The 19,172-nt window shown below is 65.0% G+C and carries 20 protein-coding genes and 1 riboswitch; of the genes, 17 read left to right on the forward strand and 3 right to left on the reverse strand.

The genetic code is table 11. The annotated features are described in order from the left end of the window. Position 1: 1 nt before the first annotated feature. Both purN and purM read right to left on the reverse strand, forming a co-directional pair. A complete protein-coding gene (gene purN, locus HU764_RS04180; protein ID WP_186702971.1) occupies positions 2 to 655 on the reverse strand; it encodes a phosphoribosylglycinamide formyltransferase in 654 nt (217 codons plus the stop codon). Beyond that, positions 655 to 1,713, reverse strand: coding sequence for a phosphoribosylformylglycinamidine cyclo-ligase (gene purM / locus HU764_RS04185; protein WP_027595856.1), 1,059 nt, complete (start codon positions 1,711 to 1,713; stop codon positions 655 to 657). The genes purN and purM overlap by 1 nt, the downstream gene beginning before the upstream one ends. 437 nt (positions 1,714 to 2,150) lie before the next feature. On the opposite strand from purM, the gene HU764_RS04190 reads away from it, so the two are divergent. The 5 genes from HU764_RS04190 to HU764_RS04210 all read left to right on the forward strand — a co-directional run bounded on the left by HU764_RS04190 (position 2,151) and on the right by HU764_RS04210 (position 6,592). After that, complete coding sequence (locus HU764_RS04190) at positions 2,151 to 3,206, forward strand: DUF2066 domain-containing protein (RefSeq protein ID WP_186702972.1); 1,056 nt, start codon at positions 2,151 to 2,153, stop codon at positions 3,204 to 3,206. Positions 3,207 to 3,215: 9 nt separating this feature from the next. Beyond that, on the forward strand, positions 3,216 to 4,292 hold the full coding sequence (locus HU764_RS04195) for an AI-2E family transporter (RefSeq protein WP_186676096.1): 1,077 nt from the start codon (positions 3,216 to 3,218) through the stop codon (positions 4,290 to 4,292). 150 nt (positions 4,293 to 4,442) lie between these two features. Continuing rightward, on the forward strand, positions 4,443 to 5,150 hold the full coding sequence (hda, locus tag HU764_RS04200) for a DnaA regulatory inactivator Hda (protein WP_027595859.1): 708 nt from the start codon (positions 4,443 to 4,445) through the stop codon (positions 5,148 to 5,150). Positions 5,151 to 5,277: 127 nt separating this feature from the next. Further along, positions 5,278 to 5,919, forward strand: a complete 642-nt coding sequence (locus HU764_RS04205; protein WP_186676100.1) for a C40 family peptidase — start codon at positions 5,278 to 5,280, stop codon at positions 5,917 to 5,919. Positions 5,920 to 6,058: 139 nt separating this feature from the next. Further along, positions 6,059 to 6,592 carry a C40 family peptidase gene (locus HU764_RS04210; protein WP_099453169.1) on the forward strand — a complete coding sequence of 178 codons (534 nt, stop codon included), beginning with the start codon at positions 6,059 to 6,061 and terminating at the stop codon, positions 6,590 to 6,592. 124 nt (positions 6,593 to 6,716) lie between these two features. Here the strand turns inward: HU764_RS04210 and HU764_RS04215 are convergent, their stop codons facing one another. Next, positions 6,717 to 8,033, reverse strand: a complete 1,317-nt coding sequence (locus HU764_RS04215) for a PQQ-dependent sugar dehydrogenase (RefSeq protein ID WP_186702973.1) — start codon at positions 8,031 to 8,033, stop codon at positions 6,717 to 6,719. A gap of 240 nt (positions 8,034 to 8,273) precedes the next feature. Then, positions 8,274 to 8,495, forward strand: a riboswitch (cobalamin riboswitch). A gap of 120 nt (positions 8,496 to 8,615) precedes the next feature. On the opposite strand from HU764_RS04215, the gene cobO reads away from it, so the two are divergent. The 12 genes from cobO to HU764_RS04275 all read left to right on the forward strand — a co-directional run bounded on the left by cobO (position 8,616) and on the right by HU764_RS04275 (position 19,134). Next, positions 8,616 to 9,227, forward strand: a complete 612-nt coding sequence (cobO, locus tag HU764_RS04220; protein ID WP_186702974.1) for a cob(I)yrinic acid a,c-diamide adenosyltransferase — start codon at positions 8,616 to 8,618, stop codon at positions 9,225 to 9,227. Further along, complete coding sequence (locus HU764_RS04225) at positions 9,224 to 10,519, forward strand: cobyrinic acid a,c-diamide synthase CobB (protein ID WP_186676105.1); 1,296 nt, start codon at positions 9,224 to 9,226, stop codon at positions 10,517 to 10,519. The genes cobO and HU764_RS04225 overlap by 4 nt, the downstream gene beginning before the upstream one ends. Beyond that, positions 10,516 to 11,166, forward strand: a complete 651-nt coding sequence (gene bluB / locus HU764_RS04230) for a 5,6-dimethylbenzimidazole synthase (protein ID WP_085272762.1) — start codon at positions 10,516 to 10,518, stop codon at positions 11,164 to 11,166. Before HU764_RS04225 ends, bluB begins: the two co-directional genes overlap by 4 nt. Further along, a complete protein-coding gene (gene cbiB, locus HU764_RS04235) occupies positions 11,163 to 12,071 on the forward strand; it encodes an adenosylcobinamide-phosphate synthase CbiB (protein WP_186702975.1) in 909 nt (302 codons plus the stop codon). Before bluB ends, cbiB begins: the two co-directional genes overlap by 4 nt. After that, positions 12,064 to 13,056: a threonine-phosphate decarboxylase CobD gene (gene cobD, locus HU764_RS04240; protein ID WP_186702976.1), complete on the forward strand. Its 993-nt coding sequence runs from the start codon at positions 12,064 to 12,066 to the stop codon at positions 13,054 to 13,056. The genes cbiB and cobD overlap by 8 nt, the downstream gene beginning before the upstream one ends. Further along, positions 13,053 to 14,507: a cobyric acid synthase gene (locus HU764_RS04245; protein ID WP_085272765.1), complete on the forward strand. Its 1,455-nt coding sequence runs from the start codon at positions 13,053 to 13,055 to the stop codon at positions 14,505 to 14,507. Before cobD ends, HU764_RS04245 begins: the two co-directional genes overlap by 4 nt. A 1-nt stretch (position 14,508) precedes the next feature. Further along, positions 14,509 to 15,030 carry a bifunctional adenosylcobinamide kinase/adenosylcobinamide-phosphate guanylyltransferase gene (gene cobU / locus HU764_RS04250; RefSeq protein WP_099428517.1) on the forward strand — a complete coding sequence of 174 codons (522 nt, stop codon included), beginning with the start codon at positions 14,509 to 14,511 and terminating at the stop codon, positions 15,028 to 15,030. Continuing rightward, a complete protein-coding gene (cobT, locus tag HU764_RS04255) occupies positions 15,027 to 16,082 on the forward strand; it encodes a nicotinate-nucleotide--dimethylbenzimidazole phosphoribosyltransferase (protein WP_186702977.1) in 1,056 nt (351 codons plus the stop codon). The genes cobU and cobT overlap by 4 nt, the downstream gene beginning before the upstream one ends. Continuing rightward, positions 16,079 to 16,645 (forward strand): alpha-ribazole phosphatase family protein, encoded by a 567-nt coding sequence (cobC, locus tag HU764_RS04260; protein ID WP_186702978.1) that lies wholly within the window; start codon positions 16,079 to 16,081, stop codon positions 16,643 to 16,645. Before cobT ends, cobC begins: the two co-directional genes overlap by 4 nt. Position 16,646: 1 nt before the next feature. Then, complete coding sequence (locus HU764_RS04265; protein ID WP_186676122.1) at positions 16,647 to 17,381, forward strand: adenosylcobinamide-GDP ribazoletransferase; 735 nt, start codon at positions 16,647 to 16,649, stop codon at positions 17,379 to 17,381. A 120-nt stretch (positions 17,382 to 17,501) separates the two neighbouring features. After that, positions 17,502 to 18,671, forward strand: a complete 1,170-nt coding sequence (locus HU764_RS04270; protein WP_225935612.1) for a glycoside hydrolase family 5 protein — start codon at positions 17,502 to 17,504, stop codon at positions 18,669 to 18,671. Positions 18,672 to 18,729: 58 nt separating this feature from the next. Further along, positions 18,730 to 19,134, forward strand: a complete 405-nt coding sequence (locus HU764_RS04275; protein WP_186676135.1) for a MarR family winged helix-turn-helix transcriptional regulator — start codon at positions 18,730 to 18,732, stop codon at positions 19,132 to 19,134. The last annotated feature ends 38 nt before the right edge of the window (positions 19,135 to 19,172 follow it).

The raw sequence follows: 19,172 nt of genomic DNA on the forward strand, positions 1-19,172 counted from the left end.
CCTAGGATCGAATCAAATGACCGCTGGCCGCCAGGGGCTGGCCATCCAGTAAGGCACCGTGCTCGTCCAGACGCAAGCGCCCCTCGGCGAACCAGTGCACGGCCAACGGGTAGATCAGGTGTTCCTGGTGGTGAACCCGCTGGGCCAGGCTTTCAGCGGTGTCGTCCGACGTCACCGGTACCACAGCCTGTACGACCAGTGGGCCGCCATCGAGTTCCTCGGTGACGAAGTGTACGCTGCAGCCATGCTCGGCGTCGCCTGCGTCCAGGGCCCGTCGGTGGGTGTGCAGGCCCTTGTACTTGGGCAGCAGCGACGGGTGGATATTGAGCAGGCGGCCCTGATAGTGGCGGACGAAGCCGCCACTGAGGATACGCATGAAGCCGGCCAGCACCACCAGGTCTGGCGCAAAGCCGTCGATGCGCGCCATCAGCGCGGCATCGAAGGCTTCACGACCGTCAAAGGCGGTGTGGTCCAGTACGGCGGTGTCGATGCCAGCGGCTGCGGCGCGTTGCAGGCCGTAGGCATCGGCGCGGTTGGACACCACCGCACGGATGCGCACCGGGCTGTCTTCACCGCGGCAGCTGTCGATCAGGGCTTGCAGGTTGCTGCCGGAACCCGACAGCAATACCACTACATTGCAGGTCTTGCTCGGCATCAGTGTGCCTTGAGGTTCTGCAGCTCGACCTGGGCGGCGCCTTCGGCGGCCTCTTCGATGCGGCCGATGACCCAAGGCTGCTCGCCTTCTGCGCGCAGAACGTTCAGGGCGTTTTCGACCTGGTCCTGGGCTACGCAGATGACCATGCCGACGCCGCAGTTCAGCACGCGGTGCATTTCATGCTCGTCAACGTTGCCTTGCGCCTGCAGGAAGTCGAATACCGCTGGACGCTGCCAGCTGGCCACGTCGACCACGGCCTGGGCGTTTTTCGGCAGCACGCGCGGGATGTTGTCCAGCAGGCCGCCACCGGTGATGTGGGCCATGGCCTTGACTGCGCCCGTCTGCTTGATCAGTTGCAGCAGCGGCTTGACGTAGATGCGGGTCGGCGCCATCAGCAGGTCGGTCAGTGGCTTGCCGTCGAGCTGGGTGTTCTCGATGTCGGTGCCGGACACTTCGAGGATCTTGCGGATCAGCGAGTAGCCGTTGGAGTGCGGGCCGGAAGACGGCAGGGCGATCAGCGCGTCGCCGGTGGCAACCTTGGAGCCGTCGATGATCTCGGCTTTTTCTACCACGCCGACGCAGAAGCCGGCCAGGTCGTAGTCTTCGCCTTCGTACATGCCAGGCATTTCGGCGGTTTCACCACCGACCAGCGAGCAGCCCGCCAGTTCGCAGCCTGCGCCGATACCGGTGACCACGGTGGCGGCGACGTCAACGTTCAGCTTGCCGGTGGCGTAGTAGTCGAGGAAGAACAGCGGCTCGGCGCCGCACACCACCAGGTCGTTGACGCACATGGCAACCAGGTCCTGGCCGATGCTGTCGTGCTTGTTCAGGTTCAGGGCCAGGCGCAGCTTGGTGCCGACGCCATCGGTGCCGGAGACCAGAACCGGCTGCTTGTAGCCGGCCGGGATCTCGCAGAGGGCGCCGAAGCCACCCAGGCCACCCATGACTTCAGGGCGTGCGGTGCGTTTTGCCACGCCCTTGATGCGTTCGACCAGTGCTTCGCCGGCGTCGATGTCTACACCGGCGTCCTTGTAGCTCAGGGAGGGTTGCTTGCTCATTGATCCAGGCCTTTAGGAGGGAGGGATTCTTAAAAACGACCGTGACGGCCAAGGCCGGCTTTACTGCGGCGGCTGCCTGAAACGTCAGAGGTCTGTGAAGGCGCGCGATTTTATCAGGGTTGCCGTGCAGCGGCCATCCTCAGGCCGACGGGCAGGGCTTGAAAGCGTTAAAAAGGCTTTTTGGGTAGGGAGTTAATGAGGCGGTCGCCCATCATTCAGGAATAATTGGCCACAAAATGTAGGAGCAGCCTTGTGCTGCGAAGCGCCGCGCGGGCGGCGCTCGATCGTGAAAACACCCACAATCCCATGGCCTGCGCCTGGCAGTCATGCGCGCCCCTGTATAAGGTGTAAGCCATATAGGAGCATTTTTCGTTCCACCGCGGTCACAGCCTGCATGACAACGGCCGTTCCACCTTGTTTCTGGACAGGAATCCTCCATGCGTCTTTTCAACACTCTGGCAGCAGGTTGTCTTGCCCTGATCTCGCTAGCCGCGCAAGCCGAGAGCGTCTCCGGGCTTTATCAGGTGCGCGAGCCACTTCAGGGGCAGGGCGCTGAAGCCCGTACCCAGGCCACCGGCAAGGCACTCGAGACGTTGGTCCTGCGCCTGACCGGTGACCCGAAGGCGGCGCAAAGCCCGGCATTGGCCGAGCTGCGCAAAGACCCGCAGCAAATCATCAACCAGGTCGGTACCGAAGCCGGCCCGCCCGAGTCCGTGCTGGTCGAGTTCGACCCCGGCAGCACCGAACGCGCCTTGCGCAAGGCCGGCCTGGCCCTGTGGGGCAGCAACCGGCCATCGATCCTCGGCTGGTGGCTCAACGAAAACGCCGAGGGCAGCAACCTGGTGGGTGACGGCCAATCCGCCGCCCAGCCCTTGCGCCGTGCCGCCCAGCACCGGGGCCTGCCATTGCGGCTGCCGCTGGCTGACCTGCAAGAGCAGTTGGTGGCCAATGCCAAGCAGGTCGAAGGCAATGACCCAAAACCGCTGCGCGAAGCTTCCGAGCGTTACGCGGCCGATGCCCTGCTGGCGGTACACGCCCAAGAGGCGGATGGCAAATGGCAAGGCAAATGGCAGCTGTGGGTAGGCGACCAGCACGAGCAGGGCAGTGCCGAGGGCGCCGACCAGGCGGCGTTGGCCGACGCGGTGATGCTGGCGGTTAGCAGCCGCCTGGCGCCGCGCTATGTGACCCGCCCAGGCGCCAGCAGCCAGCAGCAGGTTCAGGTGCAGGGGATGAACCTGCAACGCTACGCCGAACTGAGCCGCGTACTCGAACCCTATGGGCCGCGGCTTCAAATGGTTGAAGGCAGCACGCTGACTTACGGTGTCACGGCCAACCGCGACCAATTACGTGCCCAACTCGGCCTTGCCAAGTTGCAGGAGGTACCGGCTGAGCCGGCGCCCGTTGCCCCTGCCGTGCCTGCTGCTGCAACAGGCGTGAGCCCCGAGCAACCTGATGTGCCCAAGCCGTTCGACGGCCTGCGTTTTCGCTGGTAAGGAGTACCCATGGTTACCGATATGCGCCGCTGGATCTGGCTGGGCGCTGCACTGCTGATCGCCGTGCTGTTATATAGCCTGCACCATATTCTGACGCCCTTTCTGATTGGCATCCTGCTGGCGTATCTGGCAGACCCGCTGGTCGACCGCCTGGAGCGCTTGGGGCTGTCCCGCACTTGGGGCGTGGTGGTGGTGTTTAGCCTGTTCACCCTGATACTCATGGCCTTGCTGCTGGTGCTGGTGCCGATGCTGGCCAAGCAGCTGGTGCGTTTGTACGAACTGGCGCCGCAGATGCTCGACTGGCTGCAGCACGTGGCGTTGCCCTGGGTGCAACACCGTCTTGGCCTGGCCGACGGCTTCTGGAAGTTCGACAAGATCAAGGCCGCCATTGGCGAGCACATGGGCCAGACCACCGACATCGTCGGTGTCGTACTGTCGCAGGCCACGGCGTCAAGCCTGGCCTTGATCGCCTGGCTGGCCAACCTGGTGTTGATCCCGGTGGTGGGCTTCTACCTGCTGCGTGACTGGGACCTGATGATGGCCAAGCTGCGCAGCCTGCTGCCGCGCCACCGCGAACCGCAGATCGTGGAGTTGGCGGGGGAGTGCCATGAGGTACTGGGCGCGTTCGTCCGCGGCCAACTGATGGTCATGCTCGCACTGGGCGTCATCTATTCTGCAGGGCTTATGCTGGTGGGGCTCGAGCTCGGCTTGCTGATCGGCATGCTGGCGGGGTTGGCAGCGATCGTGCCGTACATGGGCTTTATCATTGGTATCGGCGCGGCGCTGGTGGCCGGCTTGTTCCAGTTTGGCGGTGACTTGTATCCGATGCTGGGCATCGTTGCGGTGTTCATGGTCGGCCAGGCGCTTGAGGGCATGGTGCTGACGCCCTTGCTGGTGGGCGACCGCATCGGCCTGCACCCGGTGGCGGTGATCTTCGCCATTCTTGCCGGTGGTGAGCTGTTCGGTTTCACCGGGGTGCTGCTGGCGCTGCCGGTGGCGGCGGTGATCATGGTGCTGCTGCGGCATGCGCACGATTTGTACAAAGAGTCGGACATGTATGGCGCAGATGTCGATCCAGAATTGTGAGGTGGGGCCGAAAGGCCCCCATAAAGAGCTGCAACTTGTTGATTTTGTTTGCGCTCTTCTGCTCACTGATTGTGCCGCCCGCGCTCCGGGTATAGACTTTGCACACTGTTCACCAAAGGCCCCCCGTGGTCCTAGCGACCGCCCGCGAGCATGAAACCACCGATCCAGTTGCCCCTGGGTGTGCGCCTGCGCGATGACGCCACCTTCATCAACTACTATCCGGGCGCCAATGCTGCGGCATTGGGCTACGTCGAGCGCCTATGCGAAGCTGACGCCGGCTGGACCGAGAGCCTCATCTACCTGTGGGGCAAGCAGGGTGTCGGCCGCACTCACCTGTTGCAGGCTGCAACCCACCGTTTCCAGCAATTGGGCGAGCCCGCCGTCTACCTGCCGTTGGCGCAGTTGCTCGAGCGCGGTGTCGAATTGCTCGACCACCTCGAGCAATACGAGCTGGTGTGCATCGACGACTTGCACGTAATTGCCGGCAAGGCTGATTGGGAAGAGGCCATGTTCCACCTCTTCAATCGCCTGCGCGACAGTGGCCGCCGCTTGCTGCTAGCGGCCTCCAGCTCGCCGCGCGAACTGCCTATCAAACTGGCTGACCTCAAGTCGCGGTTGACCCTGGCGCTGATCTTCCAGATGCGCGGCATGTCTGATGAAGACAAGCTGCGTGCCCTGCAGTTGCGCGCGTCGCGCCGTGGCCTGCACCTCACCGATGAGGTTGGTCATTTCATCCTCACCCGCGGTACCCGCAGCATGAGCGCGTTGTTCGACCTGCTCGAGCGCCTCGATCAGGCATCGCTGCAAGCGCAGCGCAAGCTGACCATTCCCTTCCTGAAGGAAACCCTGGGCTGGTAAGCCCCTGAAATCCTTGGGCCAGAGCGGAAAAACGAAAAAGTCACATCTTTTTCGATAAAATTTGCAAATGGCCATGATAGAGGGCATAGTTTCCCCCTTCTAAAGGATTACTGACACGGTCGTGCCCATGCTAAAGCGCTTCGCACCCCTCGTGCCCCTCGCACTCGTGACCCTGCTTTTTGGCTGCGCGGCACAAGCCCCGGTATCTCAGCCCCAGGATCACACCCCGATCGCCGCACAGTCGGCGTTCAAGGCCAAAGCCTCGTCTTCGTCGGTATTCGGCGAACCGGAAGAGCTGGCCACTGAAGATGACCTGGAGGCCTTCTCCAGCAGCAGCAAGCCTTACCAGTTGCCAGTTCTGGCTGACAGCATTCTCGAGCGCGGCATGTCGTTGATCGGCACCCGCTACCGCTTCGGTGGTACCTCGGAGAAGTCCGGCTTCGACTGCAGCGGCTTCATCGGTTACCTGTTCCGCGAAGAAGCCGGCATGACCTTGCCGCGTTCGACGCGTGAAATGATCAACGTCGATGCCCCGAAAGTGGCGCGCAACAAGCTCAAGCCAGGCGACCTGCTGTTCTTCAGCACCAATGGTCGTGGTCGTGTGAGCCATGCGGGCATCTACCTGGGTGACAACCAGTTCATCCACTCCAGCAGCCGCCGCAGCGGCGGTGTGCGCATCGACAGCCTCGGTGATCGCTACTGGAGCAAGACCTTCATCGAAGCCAAGCGTGCCTTGGCGATGGCGCCGACCAACATCGCGCGCAACTGATGTCAAAATGATATATCCTGCCGCGGCGGCGATGCTTTGAAAAAAGCTCGCCGCCGTGCGCATTTACAGAAAGCGTCTAATCTAAATTCTCAACACTTTTCGGCTGCGGTCCAGCGGTCTCAGACAGGATGTTCTGGCCATGGTAATGATGGCGCGCTTCGCATTCCTTTCCCTGGTGGCATTGCTTGCTGCCTGCTCCAGCCGCGCGCCTGCGCCGGCCCCTGTGGTTCAGCCGCAGGTTACCTACAGCCAACCGGATGGTTCGCCGATTGCCGACGACGTGTTGATCCGTGCGATCGGGCTGGTGGGCACGCCTTATCGCTGGGGCGGCAATACGCCCGACTCCGGGTTCGATTGCAGCGGCCTGATCAAGTATGTCTACCGCGATGCCGCCGGCATCAGCTTGCCGCGTTCGACGCGTGAGATGATCGTCATGCGCGCGCCCACCGTGGATGCCAAGGCGCTGCAGTCGGGTGACCTGGTGTTCTTTGCCACCAGTGGCGGCTCGCAAGTCAGCCATGCCGGTATCTACGTTGGGGAAGGGCGCTTTGTGCATGCGCCGTCCACCGGCGGTACGGTGCGCCTGGACTACCTGTCGAACAGCTACTGGGCCAAGGCTTACCTACAGGCCAAGCGCGTGATTCCGCAAGGGCACCTGGCGCAGAATCCCTGAGGCACTGCGCAGTCAGCAGTTGATCGCTGACTGTGTAGGAGCAGCCTTGCGCTGCGAAGAGGCCGGTGCATAAGTCTTAGAGGTAAGGGGCCTTCACCGGCCTCTTCGCAGCACAAGGCTGCTCCTACAAGGCCTTGCTCACCCGCCAGATCACGTTCCCCACGTCATCCGCCACCAGCAAACCGCCGCGCTTATCATTGATCACCCCCACCGGTCGCCCCATGGCCTTGCCTTCGTCATTCAGAAACCCCGTCAGCAGGTCGACCGGTTTGCCGACAGGTTTGCCGGTCGCGTCGAACGGCACGAAGATCACCTTGTAGCCACTGTGCGGCTTGCGGTTCCACGAGCCGTGCTGGCCCACGAATGCCCCCTGCACGAACGGCGGCGGCAACACGCCAGGCTCGGCGAACGTCAGCCCCAGCGATGCCGTGTGCGGGCCCACCGCGTAGTCCGGCATCAGTGCCTGAGCAACTTTCTGCGGGGCCTGGGGCTCGACCCGCTGGTCGACGTGTTGCCCGTAATAGCTGTAGGGCCAACCATAGAAGCCGCCATCCTTGACTGACGTGATGTAGTCCGGCACCAGGTCGCTACCGATCTCGTCACGTTCGTTGACCGCCGTCCACAGTGCGCCGCTGTGGGGCTCCCAGGCCAAGCCGTTGGGGTTGCGCAGGCCGCTGGCAAACACGCGCTGCTGGCCGCTGGCAGGGTCCACTTCCCAGATCGCCGCACGGCCCTGTTCCTTGTCCAGGCCGTTTTCCCCCACGTTGCTGTTGGAGCCCACCGTCACGTAGAGCTTCTTGCCATCGGGGCTGGCGATCACGTTCTTGGTCCAATGATGGTTAAGCGTCCCGCCTGGCAGTTCGACCACCTGCTGGCCCTCGCCGCGAATGTGCATAGCCCCGGGCTCGTAGTGAAAGCGCAGCAGTTTGTCGGTGTCGGCCACGTAAAAGTCCTTGCCCACCAGCGCCATGCCGAAGGGCGAATTGAGCCCTTCGATGAAGGTGGTGCGCACTTCCGCGACCCCATCATGGTCGGCATCGCGCAGCAAGGTGATGCGGTTGGCGCTCGGCACGCCGGCGCCAGCGCGCTGCATCGCCTTGCCCATCACCCAGCCACGCAGGCCTTTGCCATCTTCAGGCTTGGGCGGGGCGTTGGTTTCAGCCACCAGCACATCGCCGTTGGGCAACACATAGAGCCAGCGCGGGTGGTCGAGCTTGTCGGCGAAGGCCGTTACCTGCGTGCCGGCTGCAGCCTTGGGTTTGCCGCCGTCCGGCCAGCCGATGGCGGGTGCGACGTTGACGGTCGGGATCAGGGTCTTGTTAGGTGTGGGCAATTGCGGTGTGGGCCCGCTGCCTTCACTGACGTCCAGCAGGGCAGTCTCGCCACAGCCCGACAGGCAGGCGCCCATCGCCCAGGGTAAGAGGATACCGATGCGTTTCATGTGCGCCGCCCTCTAAAGTTGCTTGCTCAAAGTTCAGAGCATGGCTGTACAGCAGTGGTTCAGCCGGCGGCAGCATACAGCTGTGACTCTGCGCGGTGGTTTCTTGCCTACGAGAGGGGGGGCTTAACGTAAACAGAAGCGCAAAGCGGTACGGGTGGAACGCTTCTTTCCCGCTCACGGTGCATAACCACCGCCCACAAGGCAAACGCGTTCGATTGACGCTCCCGCCCCAACCCTCTAACCTTCGCGCGTGTTTCAGGTGCCCTGCCAGCCCCGTCTGGGCAGGGTGAAACTGGGAAGCCGGTGGGCGCCAGCAAAGGCGCGAGCCCGGCGCTGCCCCCGCAACGGTAAGTGAGTCAAATGTCGCGCACAGCCACTGGATGCCAGCATCCGGGAAGGCGCGCAGGCGTGGGCCAAGGCCCGCTCACAAGCCCGGAGACCGGCCTGATTCAGCCAACGGCATCACGGAGGGTGATGCGCGGTGCACCGTGGTGTCCAGCCACGGCTCCTGCGCGTTCTCCGTCTGCCTGCCTATCGACCTGTCGCCGCTTCTCGCGTGGCGTCAGCCTGCGGAGAACCCTGATGAGCGAACCCACCGAACGCGACGAACGCCACCTGGCGCGCATGCAGCGCAAAAAGGCGATCATCGACGAGCGCATCGCCAATTCCCCCAATGAATGCGGCCTGTTGCTGGTGCTGACCGGCAACGGCAAGGGCAAGAGCAGCTCGGCCTTCGGCATGCTCGCCCGCGCCTTGGGCCACGGCATGCAGTGCGGCGTGGTGCAGTTCATCAAAGGCCGCAACAGCACCGGCGAAGAGCTGTTTTTCCGGCGCTTCCCGGAGCAGGTGCGCTACCACGTGATGGGCGAGGGCTTCACCTGGGAGACCCAGGACCGCCAGCGCGACATCGCCGCTGCCGAAGCCGCCTGGGTCGTGTCGCGCCAGCTGCTGCAAGACCCGGCCGTGCAGTTCGTGGTGCTCGATGAACTGAACATCGCGCTCAAGCATGGCTACCTCGACCTCGATCAAGTGCTGTCCGACATCCAAGCCCGCCCGCCGATGCAGCACGTGATCGTTACCGGCCGCGCGGCCAAGCCTGAAATGATCGAACTGGCCGATACCGTCACCGAGATGGGCATGCTCAAGCACGCCTTCCAGGCGGGTATCCGTGCGCAGAAGGGCGTTGAACTGTGAGTGAACTGCGACATTGCCCGGCCGTGTTGATCGCGGCGCCGGCTTCCGGCCAGGGCAAGACCACTGTGACCGCAGCCTTGGCCCGGCTGCACCGTAACCTTGGGCGTAAGGTCCGGGTGTTCAAGTGTGGGCCTGATTTTCTCGACCCGATGATCCTGGAGCGTGCCAGCGGCGCACCGGTCTACCAGCTCGACCTGTGGATGATCGGCGCGCAGGAAAGCCGTCGCCTGCTGTGGGAAGCAGCCGCTGAGGCTGACCTGATCTTGATCGAAGGGGTCATGGGCCTGTTCGACGGCACCCCGTCGAGCGCCGACCTGGCGCGCCATTTCGGCGTGCCGGTGCTGGCGGTGATCGACGGCACGGCCATGGCCCAGACCTTTGGCGCCCTGGCCCTGGGGCTGGCGCGTTACCAGGCCGACCTGCCATTCGCCGGCGTGCTGGCCAACCGGGTCGGCAGCTTGCGCCATGCGCAGCTGCTAGAAGGCAGCCTGACCGAAGGGCTGCGCTGGTACGGCGGCCTGTCACGTGAGCGCGGTATCGAGCTGCCCAGCCGCCACCTGGGCTTGGTCCAGGCCAGCGAGCTGAACGACCTGGATGCCCGCCTGGATGCTGCGGCCGAAGCGCTGGGTGCCAGTTGCGATGCCGCTTTACCACCGCCCGTGGCGTTTGCCGAGCCGGAACCGCAGCCGGCCGCCGCTTCATTGGCCGGTGTGCGCATTGGCGTGGCGCGGGACGAGGCGTTCGCCTTCCTTTATGGTGCCAATATCGACCTGCTGCGCAACCTCGGCGCGCAGCTGGTGTTCTTCTCGCCGCTGCACGACCGCGAACTGCCCGATGTGGACAGCCTGTACTTGCCGGGCGGCTACCCGGAACTGCACCACCACGCACTGGCGGCCAACACGCCGATGTGCGCGGCGATCCGTGATCATCATGCCCAGGGCAAGCCGTTGCTGGCCGAGTGTGGCGGCATGCTTTACCTGCTCGACGCACTGACCGACGTAGCGGGCGAGCGTGCCGAACTGCTCGGCTTGCTGACGGGCGAGGCGACCATGCAGAAGCGCCTGGCCGCACTGGCCCTGCAGGCAGTGGAACTGCCCGAAGGCACCCTGCGTGGCCACACCTACCATCACTCGCTCACCAACACCGAGCTGACGCCGATCGCCCGGGGGCTGAGCCCTAATGGCGGGCGTGGCAACGAGGCGGTGTATCGCCTGGGCCGCCTGACGGCTTCCTACGTGCACTTCTACTTCCCCTCCAACCCGAACGCGGCGGCGGCGCTGTTGCGACCATGAGCGAACACGCTTTCAGCGACGCCGAACGCGCCGCGCTGTACCGGGCCATCGGCGAACGCCGCGACATGCGCCATTTTGCCGGTGGCGAGGTGGCACCGGCGTTGCTCGCCCGCCTGTTGGCCGCGGCGCATCAGGCACCGAGCGTCGGGCTGATGCAGCCCTGGCGGTTCATCCGCATCACCCAGCGCGACCTGCGTGCGCGCATCCAGGCGTTGGTCGAAGAAGAGCGGCTGCGCACGGCCGATGCACTGGGCGAACGCGCCGATGCGTTCATGACGCTCAAGGTCGAAGGCATCAACGATTGCGCTGAACTGCTGGTGGCCGCGTTGATGGACCAGCGCGAGCCGCACATCTTTGGCCGCCGTACCTTGCCGGAAATGGACCTCGCCTCGCTGGCCTGCGCTATCCAGAACCTGTGGCTGGCGGCGCGTGCCGAGGGCCTGGGGATGGGCTGGGTATCGCTGTTCGACCCCGTGGCATTGGCCGAACTGCTGGGCATGCCGGCGGGGGCCAAGCCGGTGGCGGTGCTGTGCCTGGGGCCTGTGGCCGAATTTTACCCGGCACCGATGCTGGTGCTGGAAAACTGGGCAGAAGAACGCCCCTTGAGTGACCTGCTGTATCACAACCAATGGGGGGAGCAGCCATGAGCGTTGCCTTGCTGACCGTGGCCGGGGTGGCCCTGGATGCCTTGCTGGGCGAGCCGCAGCGGCGTCATCCACTGGTGGCGTTCGGCAACATGGCCGCCAACCTGGAGCGTCGCCTGAATGCTGGAGGGCGCGGTTGGCGCAGCCACGGCGTAAGCGCCTGGTTCCTCGCGGTGGTGCCGCTGACCCTGGTTGCACTGATCCTGTCCTGGCTGCCGTACATCGGCTGGCTGGTCGACGTGCTGGCGCTGTACTGCGCGTTGGGTCTGCGTAGCCTCGGCGAGCACGTGCTGCCGGTGGCGAACGCATTGCGCCAGGGTGACCTGGAAGAGGCGCGGCGGCGGGTCGGTTACTTGGTCAGCCGTGAAACCCGCGAGCTGGACGAGCCCGCCGTGGCCAGGGCGGCCACCGAGTCAGTGCTGGAAAACGGCAGCGATGCGGTGTTCGCCGCGCTGTTCTGGTTCGTGGTGGCGGGCGCGCCTGGCGTGGTGTTGTACCGCTTGAGTAATACCCTGGATGCCATGTGGGGCTATCGCAACGAACGCTTCGAGCGGTTTGGCTGGTGCGCGGCACGCATCGACGATGTGCTCAACTATGTTCCCGCAAGGCTGGTGGCGCTGACCTACGCGCTGCTTGGCAAAACCCGCCTGGCCCTGGCCTGCTGGCGCAACCAGGGGCCCCTGTGGGACAGCCCCAACGCCGGCCCCGTGATGGCGGCAGGTGCCGGCGCGCTGGGGGTCGAGCTGGGCGGCCCGGCGGTGTATCACGGTGAACTGCATGAGCGGCCGCGCCTGGGCGAAGGGCCAATGGCCGATGCCGATGCCATCGAGCGCGGCTGGAGCCTGGTGCAGCGGGGCGTGTGGCTGTGGGTACTGCTGATCTGCCTGGGAGCTTACTGGAATGCTTGAACACGGTGGTCGTCTGCTGCGTGCGGTGCGTCACTACGGGATCGCGCGTGAACATTGGCTCGACCTGTCCAGCGGCATTGCCCCTTGGCCTTACCCGATCCCGCCGATTCCACTCGACGCCTGGGCGCGCCTGCCAGAGACCGAAGACGGCCTGGAAGAAGCCGCTCGGCAGTATTACGGCACCCGCCAGCTGTTGGCGGTGGCTGGCTCGCAGGCCGCGATCCAGGCCTTGCCATTGCTGCGCCCGGCGGGCCGGGTCGGTGTGTTGACCCCATGCTATGCCGAGCACCCGTATGCCTGGCAACGGGCAGGGCACACATTGGTCGAACTGGATGAAGCCCAGGTGGAAGGCGCGCTCGACAGCCTCGATGTGCTGGTGCTGGTCAACCCCAACAACCCGACCGGCCGCCAGGTCAGCCGGGAGCGCCTGCTCGACTGGCATGGGCGACTGGCGGCGCATGGGGGCTGGCTGGTGGTCGACGAGGCGTTCATGGACAACACCCCCGCCCATAGCGTGGTCGACTGCGCCGAACGGCCTGGCCTGATCGTGCTGCGCTCGTTCGGCAAGTTTTTTGGCCTGGCCGGTGTGCGTTTGGGGGTTGTTGCGGCTGAGCCCAGCGTACTGCAGCGGCTGGCTGAGTTGCTCGGCCCTTGGACTGTCAGCGGCCCCACGCGGGTGCTGGCCCAAGCCTGCTTTGCCGACCACGTTGCCCACCAGGTGCAGATCGAGCGCTGCGCCGCCAGCAGCCAGCGCCTCGCTGCGTTGTTGCACAGCACCGGGCTGGCGCCGAGCGGCGGCTGCGACCTGTTCCAGTACGTGCGCAGCGAGCGTGCCGCGCACTTGCATGACTTTCTTGCCCGGCGCGGCATCCTGGTGCGCCTGTTCGAGCAGCCCGCCGCCGTGCGCCTGGGCTTGCCTGCCAGTGCGGCGGACGAGCAGCGCCTGGCCCAGGCCCTGACCGACTATCAAAAGGAAACGGCATGACCACGCTCATGGTGCAAGGCACCACCTCCGATGCCGGCAAAAGCACGCTGGTGACCGCGCTGTGCCGGTGGCTGTTGCGCCAGGGTGTCGGCGTGGTGCCGTTCAAGCCGCAGAACATGGCGCTGAACAGCGCAGTGACCGCCGACGGTGGCGAAATCGGCCGGGCCCAGGCTGTGCAGGCCCAGGCTTGCCGGCTGGCGCCGCACACCGACATGAACCCGGTGCTGCTCAAGCCCAACAGCGACACTGGCGCCCAGGTGATCATCCACGGTCGCGCGGTCACCAGCATGAATGCAGTGGCTTATCACGACTACAAGGCCATCGCCATGCAAGCGGTGCTGGCGTCGCACCAGCGCCTGAGCGCCGCGTATCCGGTGGTGATGGTCGAAGGTGCGGGCTCGCCGGCAGAGATCAACCTGCGTGCCGGCGACATCGCCAACATGGGCTTTGCCGAAGCGGTCGACTGCCCGGTGATCCTGGTGGCCGACATCAACCGCGGTGGGGTGTTCGCTCACCTGGTGGGCACGCTGGAGCTGCTGTCTCCGAGTGAACAGGCGCGGGTCAAAGGCTTCGTCATCAACCGCTTCCGCGGTGACATCGCCTTGCTGCAGCCTGGGCTGGACTGGCTCGAAGCGCGTACTGGCAAGCCGGTGCTGGGCGTGTTGCCGTATGTCACTGACCTGCACCTGGAGGCCGAGGACGGCATCGATGTACGCCAGGTGGCCAAAGGGGAGCGCGTGCTGAAGGTGATCGTGCCGGTGCTGCCGCGCATCAGCAACCACACCGACTTCGACCCGCTGCGCCTGCACCCGCAAGTGGATTTGCAGTTCATCGGGCCCGGCCAGCCGATACCGCCTGCCGACCTGATCATCCTGCCTGGCTCGAAAAGCGTGCGTGGCGACCTGGCGCAACTGCGCGAGCGGGGCTGGGATACCGCCATTGCCCGCCACTTGCGCTATGGCGGCAAGCTCATCGGCATCTGCGGCGGCCTGCAGATGCTCGGGGCTCAGGTGCACGACCCGCTGGGCCTGGAAGGGCCTGCGGGCTCCAGCCCTGGGCTGGGCCTGCTGGACTACGCCACGGTACTGGAGGCCGACAAGCAACTGCGCAACGTTGCCGGTACCGTGACCCTGGAAAACGCGCCGGTTTCTGGCTACGAGATCCATGCCGGCGTCACCCAGGGCCCGGCCCTGGAACGCCCCGCCGTGCAGCTGGACGATGGCCGCTGCGACGGCGCCATCAGCGCCGATGGGCAAATCCTCGCCACCTACCTGCATGGCCTGTTCGAAGGCAGCCAGTCGTGCGCCGCGTTGCTGCGCTGGGCGGGGCTGGCCGATGCAGAGACTATTGACTACCAGGCCCTGCGCGAGCGTGATATCGAACGCCTGGCGGACCTGGTGGAAAAACACCTGGACACCGCGCACCTGCGCACGCTGTGTGGAGTCGCCTGAAATGCTCAACCTGATCCTCGGCGGCGCCCGTTCCGGCAAGAGCCGCCTGGCCGAACAGCTGGCCAGCGACAGCGGCCTGCCGGTCACCTACATCGCCACCAGCGAGCCGCTGGACGGCGAAATGAACGAACGCGTGCGCTTGCATCGCCAACGCCGGCCCGCTGACTGGGGGTTGATCGAAGAACCCCTGGCACTGGCGGCAGTGCTGCGCCGCGAAGCGGCCGAAGGGCGCTGCCTGTTGGTGGATTGCCTGACCCTGTGGCTGACCAACCTGCTGATGCTCGACAACGACCAGCGCCTGGCCGAGGAGCGCGATGCGCTGCTCGACTGCCTGGCGCAGTTGCCCGGCACGGTTATCTTGGTCAGCAACGAAACCGGCCTGGGCGTGGTGCCCATGGGTGAGCTGACCCGGCGTTATGTCGACCAGGCCGGCTGGCTACACCAGGCCGTTGCTGAACGCTGTCAGCGCGTGGTGCTGACCGTGGCTGGCCTGCCCCTTATGCTCAAAGGACCTGCACTATGACTCAAGCCTGGTGGCGTGATGCCTGCCAACCCCTCGACAACGCCGCCATGGACCAGGCCCGCGCCCGTCAGCAACAGCTGACCAAACCTGCCGGTTCGCTCGGCCAACTGGAAGGCCTGGCCGTGCACCTGGCGGCCCTGCAAGGCCGTGAGCGGCCAACGGTGGATCAACTGGCGATCACGATCTTCGCCGGTGACCACGGTGTGGTAGAGGAGGGCATTTCGGCCTACCCGCAAGCCGTGACCGGGCAAATGCTGCGCAACTTCGTTGGCGGCGGCGCGGCGATCAGCGTGTTGGCGCGCCAGCTGCAAGCCAGCCTGGAAGTGGTCGACCTCGGCACCATCGACCCCAGCCTGGCGCTGCCCGGTGTGCGGCATCTGCACCTGGGCGCCGGCACCGCCAACTTCGCCCGCCAGCCAGCGATGACCGAGGCCCAGTTGCAGTCCGCCTTGCAGGCCGGCCGCGACAGCGCGTTGCGGGCCGCCGAACAGGGCGCGCAGTTGTTCATCGGTGGCGAAATGGGCATCGGCAACACGACCGCTGCCGCCGCCCTGGCCAGTAACTTGCTGGGCTGCCCAGCGCGTGAGTTGAGCGGCCCAGGCACTGGCCTGGACAACGCCGGTGTGCGGCACAAAGCCGAAGTCATCGAGCGTGCGCTGATCCTGCATGGCCTGCGTGCTGACGACCCGCTGCAGGCGCTGGCCTGTGTCGGCGGTTTCGAGATCGCCGCCTTGGCGGGCGCTTACATCGCCTGCGCGCAAGCGGGCGTCGCGGTGCTGGTGGACGGTTTTATCTGCAGCGTTGCTGCGCTGGTGGCGGTACGCCTCAACCCGCAATGCCGGGCATGGCTGCTGTTTGCCCACCAGGGCGCGGAGCCAGGGCACAAGGCCTTGCTCGAAGCGTTGCAGGCCGAGCCGTTGCTGGCGCTGGGCCTGCGCCTGGGCGAGGGCAGCGGTGCCGCCCTTGCGGTCCCCTTGTTGCGCCTGGCCTGCGCGCTGCACGGCCAGATGGCGACGTTTGCCGAAGCGGCCGTGGCGGACCGCCCGGCATGATCCTCGACCTGTTGCGCCACGGCGAAACGGAGCAGGGCGGCCTGCGTGGCAGTCTTGATGATGCCCTGACTGAAAAGGGCTGGGCGCAGATGCGCAGCGCGGTCGCCGAAGCGGGCCCGTGGCAGGTGCTGGTCAGTTCGCCGCTGCAGCGCTGTGCGCGTTTTGCCGATGAGCTCGGTGCACGCCTGCACCTGCCGGTACAGCGTGAGGCTGCCTTGCAGGAGCTGCATTTCGGTGACTGGGAAGGCCGCAGCGCGGCGCAGATCATGGAAGACCAGGCCGATGCGCTGGGGCGCTTCTGGGCCGACCCTTATGGCTATACCCCGCCCAATGGCGAACCGGTCAGTACGTTTGCCGAGCGTGTACTGGCGGGCGTCGAGCGCTTGAGCCAGCAGCATGCCGGCAAGCGCGTGCTGCTGGTCACCCACGGCGGGGTGATGCGCCTGTTGCTGGCCCGCGCACGTGGCCTGCCCAGGGAGCAGTTGCTGCAGGTGGAAGTTGCCCACGGCGCATTGGTGCGCCTGGTGCTGCGTGACGACGGTCAATTGGGCGAGGCGCACTGACATGCTGCCGTTCTGGATTGCCCTGCAGTTTCTCAGCAGCCTGCCGGTGCGTTTGCCGGGCATGCCGGCGCCGCAGCAAGTAGGCCGCTCGCTGCTGTGCTACCCACTGGTCGGGCTGCTGTTCGGCCTGCTGCTGTGGCTGGCCAGCATTCTGCTGCAGGGCACGCCAGCGCCGCTTCATGCTGCTTTGCTGCTGACGGTGTGGGTGCTGCTCAGTGGCGCCTTGCATCTGGATGGTCTGGCTGACAGCGCCGACGCCTGGCTGGGCGGTTTCGGAGATCGTGAGCGCACCCTGCAGATCATGAAAGACCCGCGTAGCGGGCCGATTGCCGTGGTCACCCTGATGCTGGTGCTGTTGCTGAAGTTCTGTGCGTTGTGGGTACTGGTCGAGCGTGGGGTAGGGCTTGAGCTGCTGCTGGCGCCGGTGGTGGGGCGCGCGGCGATGCTGGGCCTGTTCCTCTGTACGCCATACGTACGCCCCGGTGGCCTGGGGCAAGCGCTGGCCGAACATCTGCCGCGTGCTGCTGCCGGGTGGGTATTGCTCGCCAGTGCAGCCCTGTGCCTTGCCGTGAGCGGTTGGGGCGCGGTCTGGGGGCTGGTTGCAGCCGTGGCAGTGTTCGCCTGGTTGCGGCGCCTCATGTGTCGGCGCCTGGGCGGTACGACCGGTGACACCGCCGGGGCGATGCTCGAATTGCTGGAACTGACTGTGGTGCTGGGGTTGGCCTTGGGTTTCTGAATGGCCTTTGCAGGGTCAAGACACGTCCAGCAACGTTACCGCACCTACGAACATCAACGACTCGGGTTTATCCTCGGCCTCCCTTCCACACGGCCGAGGAGGCTCCGCATGCGCCATTGGATGTTTGCCAGCCTGATCATTTGTCTCACCTTGCCAGTTACCGCCGCGGATCTGATCAGCTTTTGGGATACGCCCCGCCATGGCGGCAACAGTTTCAACCGGCTGCCCCCGGACCAAGCCTACTTTGATGCCTTGCGTGCCTATGGTGCTACCTGGGTGCGGCTGTCCTATGACAAATGGCAACCGGAGCAGCGTGACTTCCTGTTAGGTGACGCGGATGACTATCAAGGTCTGCCTGCGGCCGATCTGGCGCAGTTGCGTGCAGCCCTGGACCGTGCTCACCGCGCTGGTCTCAAGGTAGTCATTGCCCCACTCTCTCTACCTGGCATGCGCTGGTCGCAGAATAATCAAGGCCGGTTCGACGATCGCCTCTGGCAAGACAAACGCTACTGGTCACAGGCAGCCCTGTTCTGGCGGGACCTGGCGCGTGAGTTGAAGGACCATCCCGCCATCGCGGCCTACAACCTTGTCAATGAGCCCGCTCCCGAAAAACAGGGTGGCTTGGCCGAACATGCCGCGCCTGGGCGCATGAAGCAGTGGTATGTGCAAGCGCAGGGTGGCCCGAGGGACCTGCCTGCGCTGTATGGGCAATTAGTAGCAGCAATCCGTGAGCAGGACCCGCGGACACCGATCATGGTCGATGCGGGCTGGTATGCTGCCGCAGATGCCTTTGTTTACTGGCCTGCGCCGTTGGCCGATAAGCGGGTGCTGTACAGCGTGCACATGTATGAACCCTATTCCGCTACCAGTGCGCCGAACATGTCGCGCAAGCAGCCCATCAGCTATCCAGGCCCTGCGCCATACGCTGGGCAGACGCAGCAGTGGGATAGCCAGCGTGTGCAGCAGTACCTGCAGCAACCGCTGGCCTGGAGCGACGCGATGAAGGTGCCGCGTTCTCGTCTGGTTGTGGGGGAGTTTGGTTGCATGCGTCGGTTACCTGGCTGTCGGCGCTATCTGGAAGATGTGCTCACTGTGCTGGACAGCAACCAGTTGCATTGGGCGTTCTACAGCTTTCGTGAGGATAGTTGGGATGGCATGGACTACGAGCTCGGGGCTGCCAAGGTGCCATGGCGTTACTGGCAAGCCATCGAGCAGGGCGCGCCTGACCCTTTGGTACGTAGACCCACTGCGGAATTCGAGCCCATCCGCAAGCGTCTGAGTCTCGAGTAACGTGCGCATTGGCTGAAAACTCTTGCAACACTCATGATGCGGGTATATACACGTATCCATGCTGACCAGTGAATGCATCTGTACCCATCTGCGTCGTGCCGCCCGCGGGGTGAGCCGGCATTATGACGAGGCCCTTGCCGGCTTCGGCATCAATGTCGCCCAGTTTTCCCTATTGCGGCACTTGCAGCGGCTTGACCGCCCAAGCATCACCACCTTGGCCGAGGCCATGGGCCTCGAACGCAGCACCTTGGGGCGCAACCTGCGGGTGCTCGAAGCCGATGGCCTGGTGGCCTTGGCTGACGGCGACGACCAGCGCAACCGCGTGGTGCTGCTGACCGAAGCCGGCAAAACGCTGTTGCAAGCGGCTTACCCGGCCTGGGAGCAGGCCCAAGGGTTGCTGGTCGAGCGCCTGGGCGTTGGGCAGCGTGACGAATTGGTGCGCTTGCTGGAACAACTGGCTTGAGCTGATGCGACTATAAGCGGGTATATACCCGCAAACCT

It is taken from the genome of Pseudomonas kermanshahensis (assembly GCF_014269205.2).
Classification (GTDB): domain Bacteria; phylum Pseudomonadota; class Gammaproteobacteria; order Pseudomonadales; family Pseudomonadaceae; genus Aquipseudomonas; species Aquipseudomonas kermanshahensis.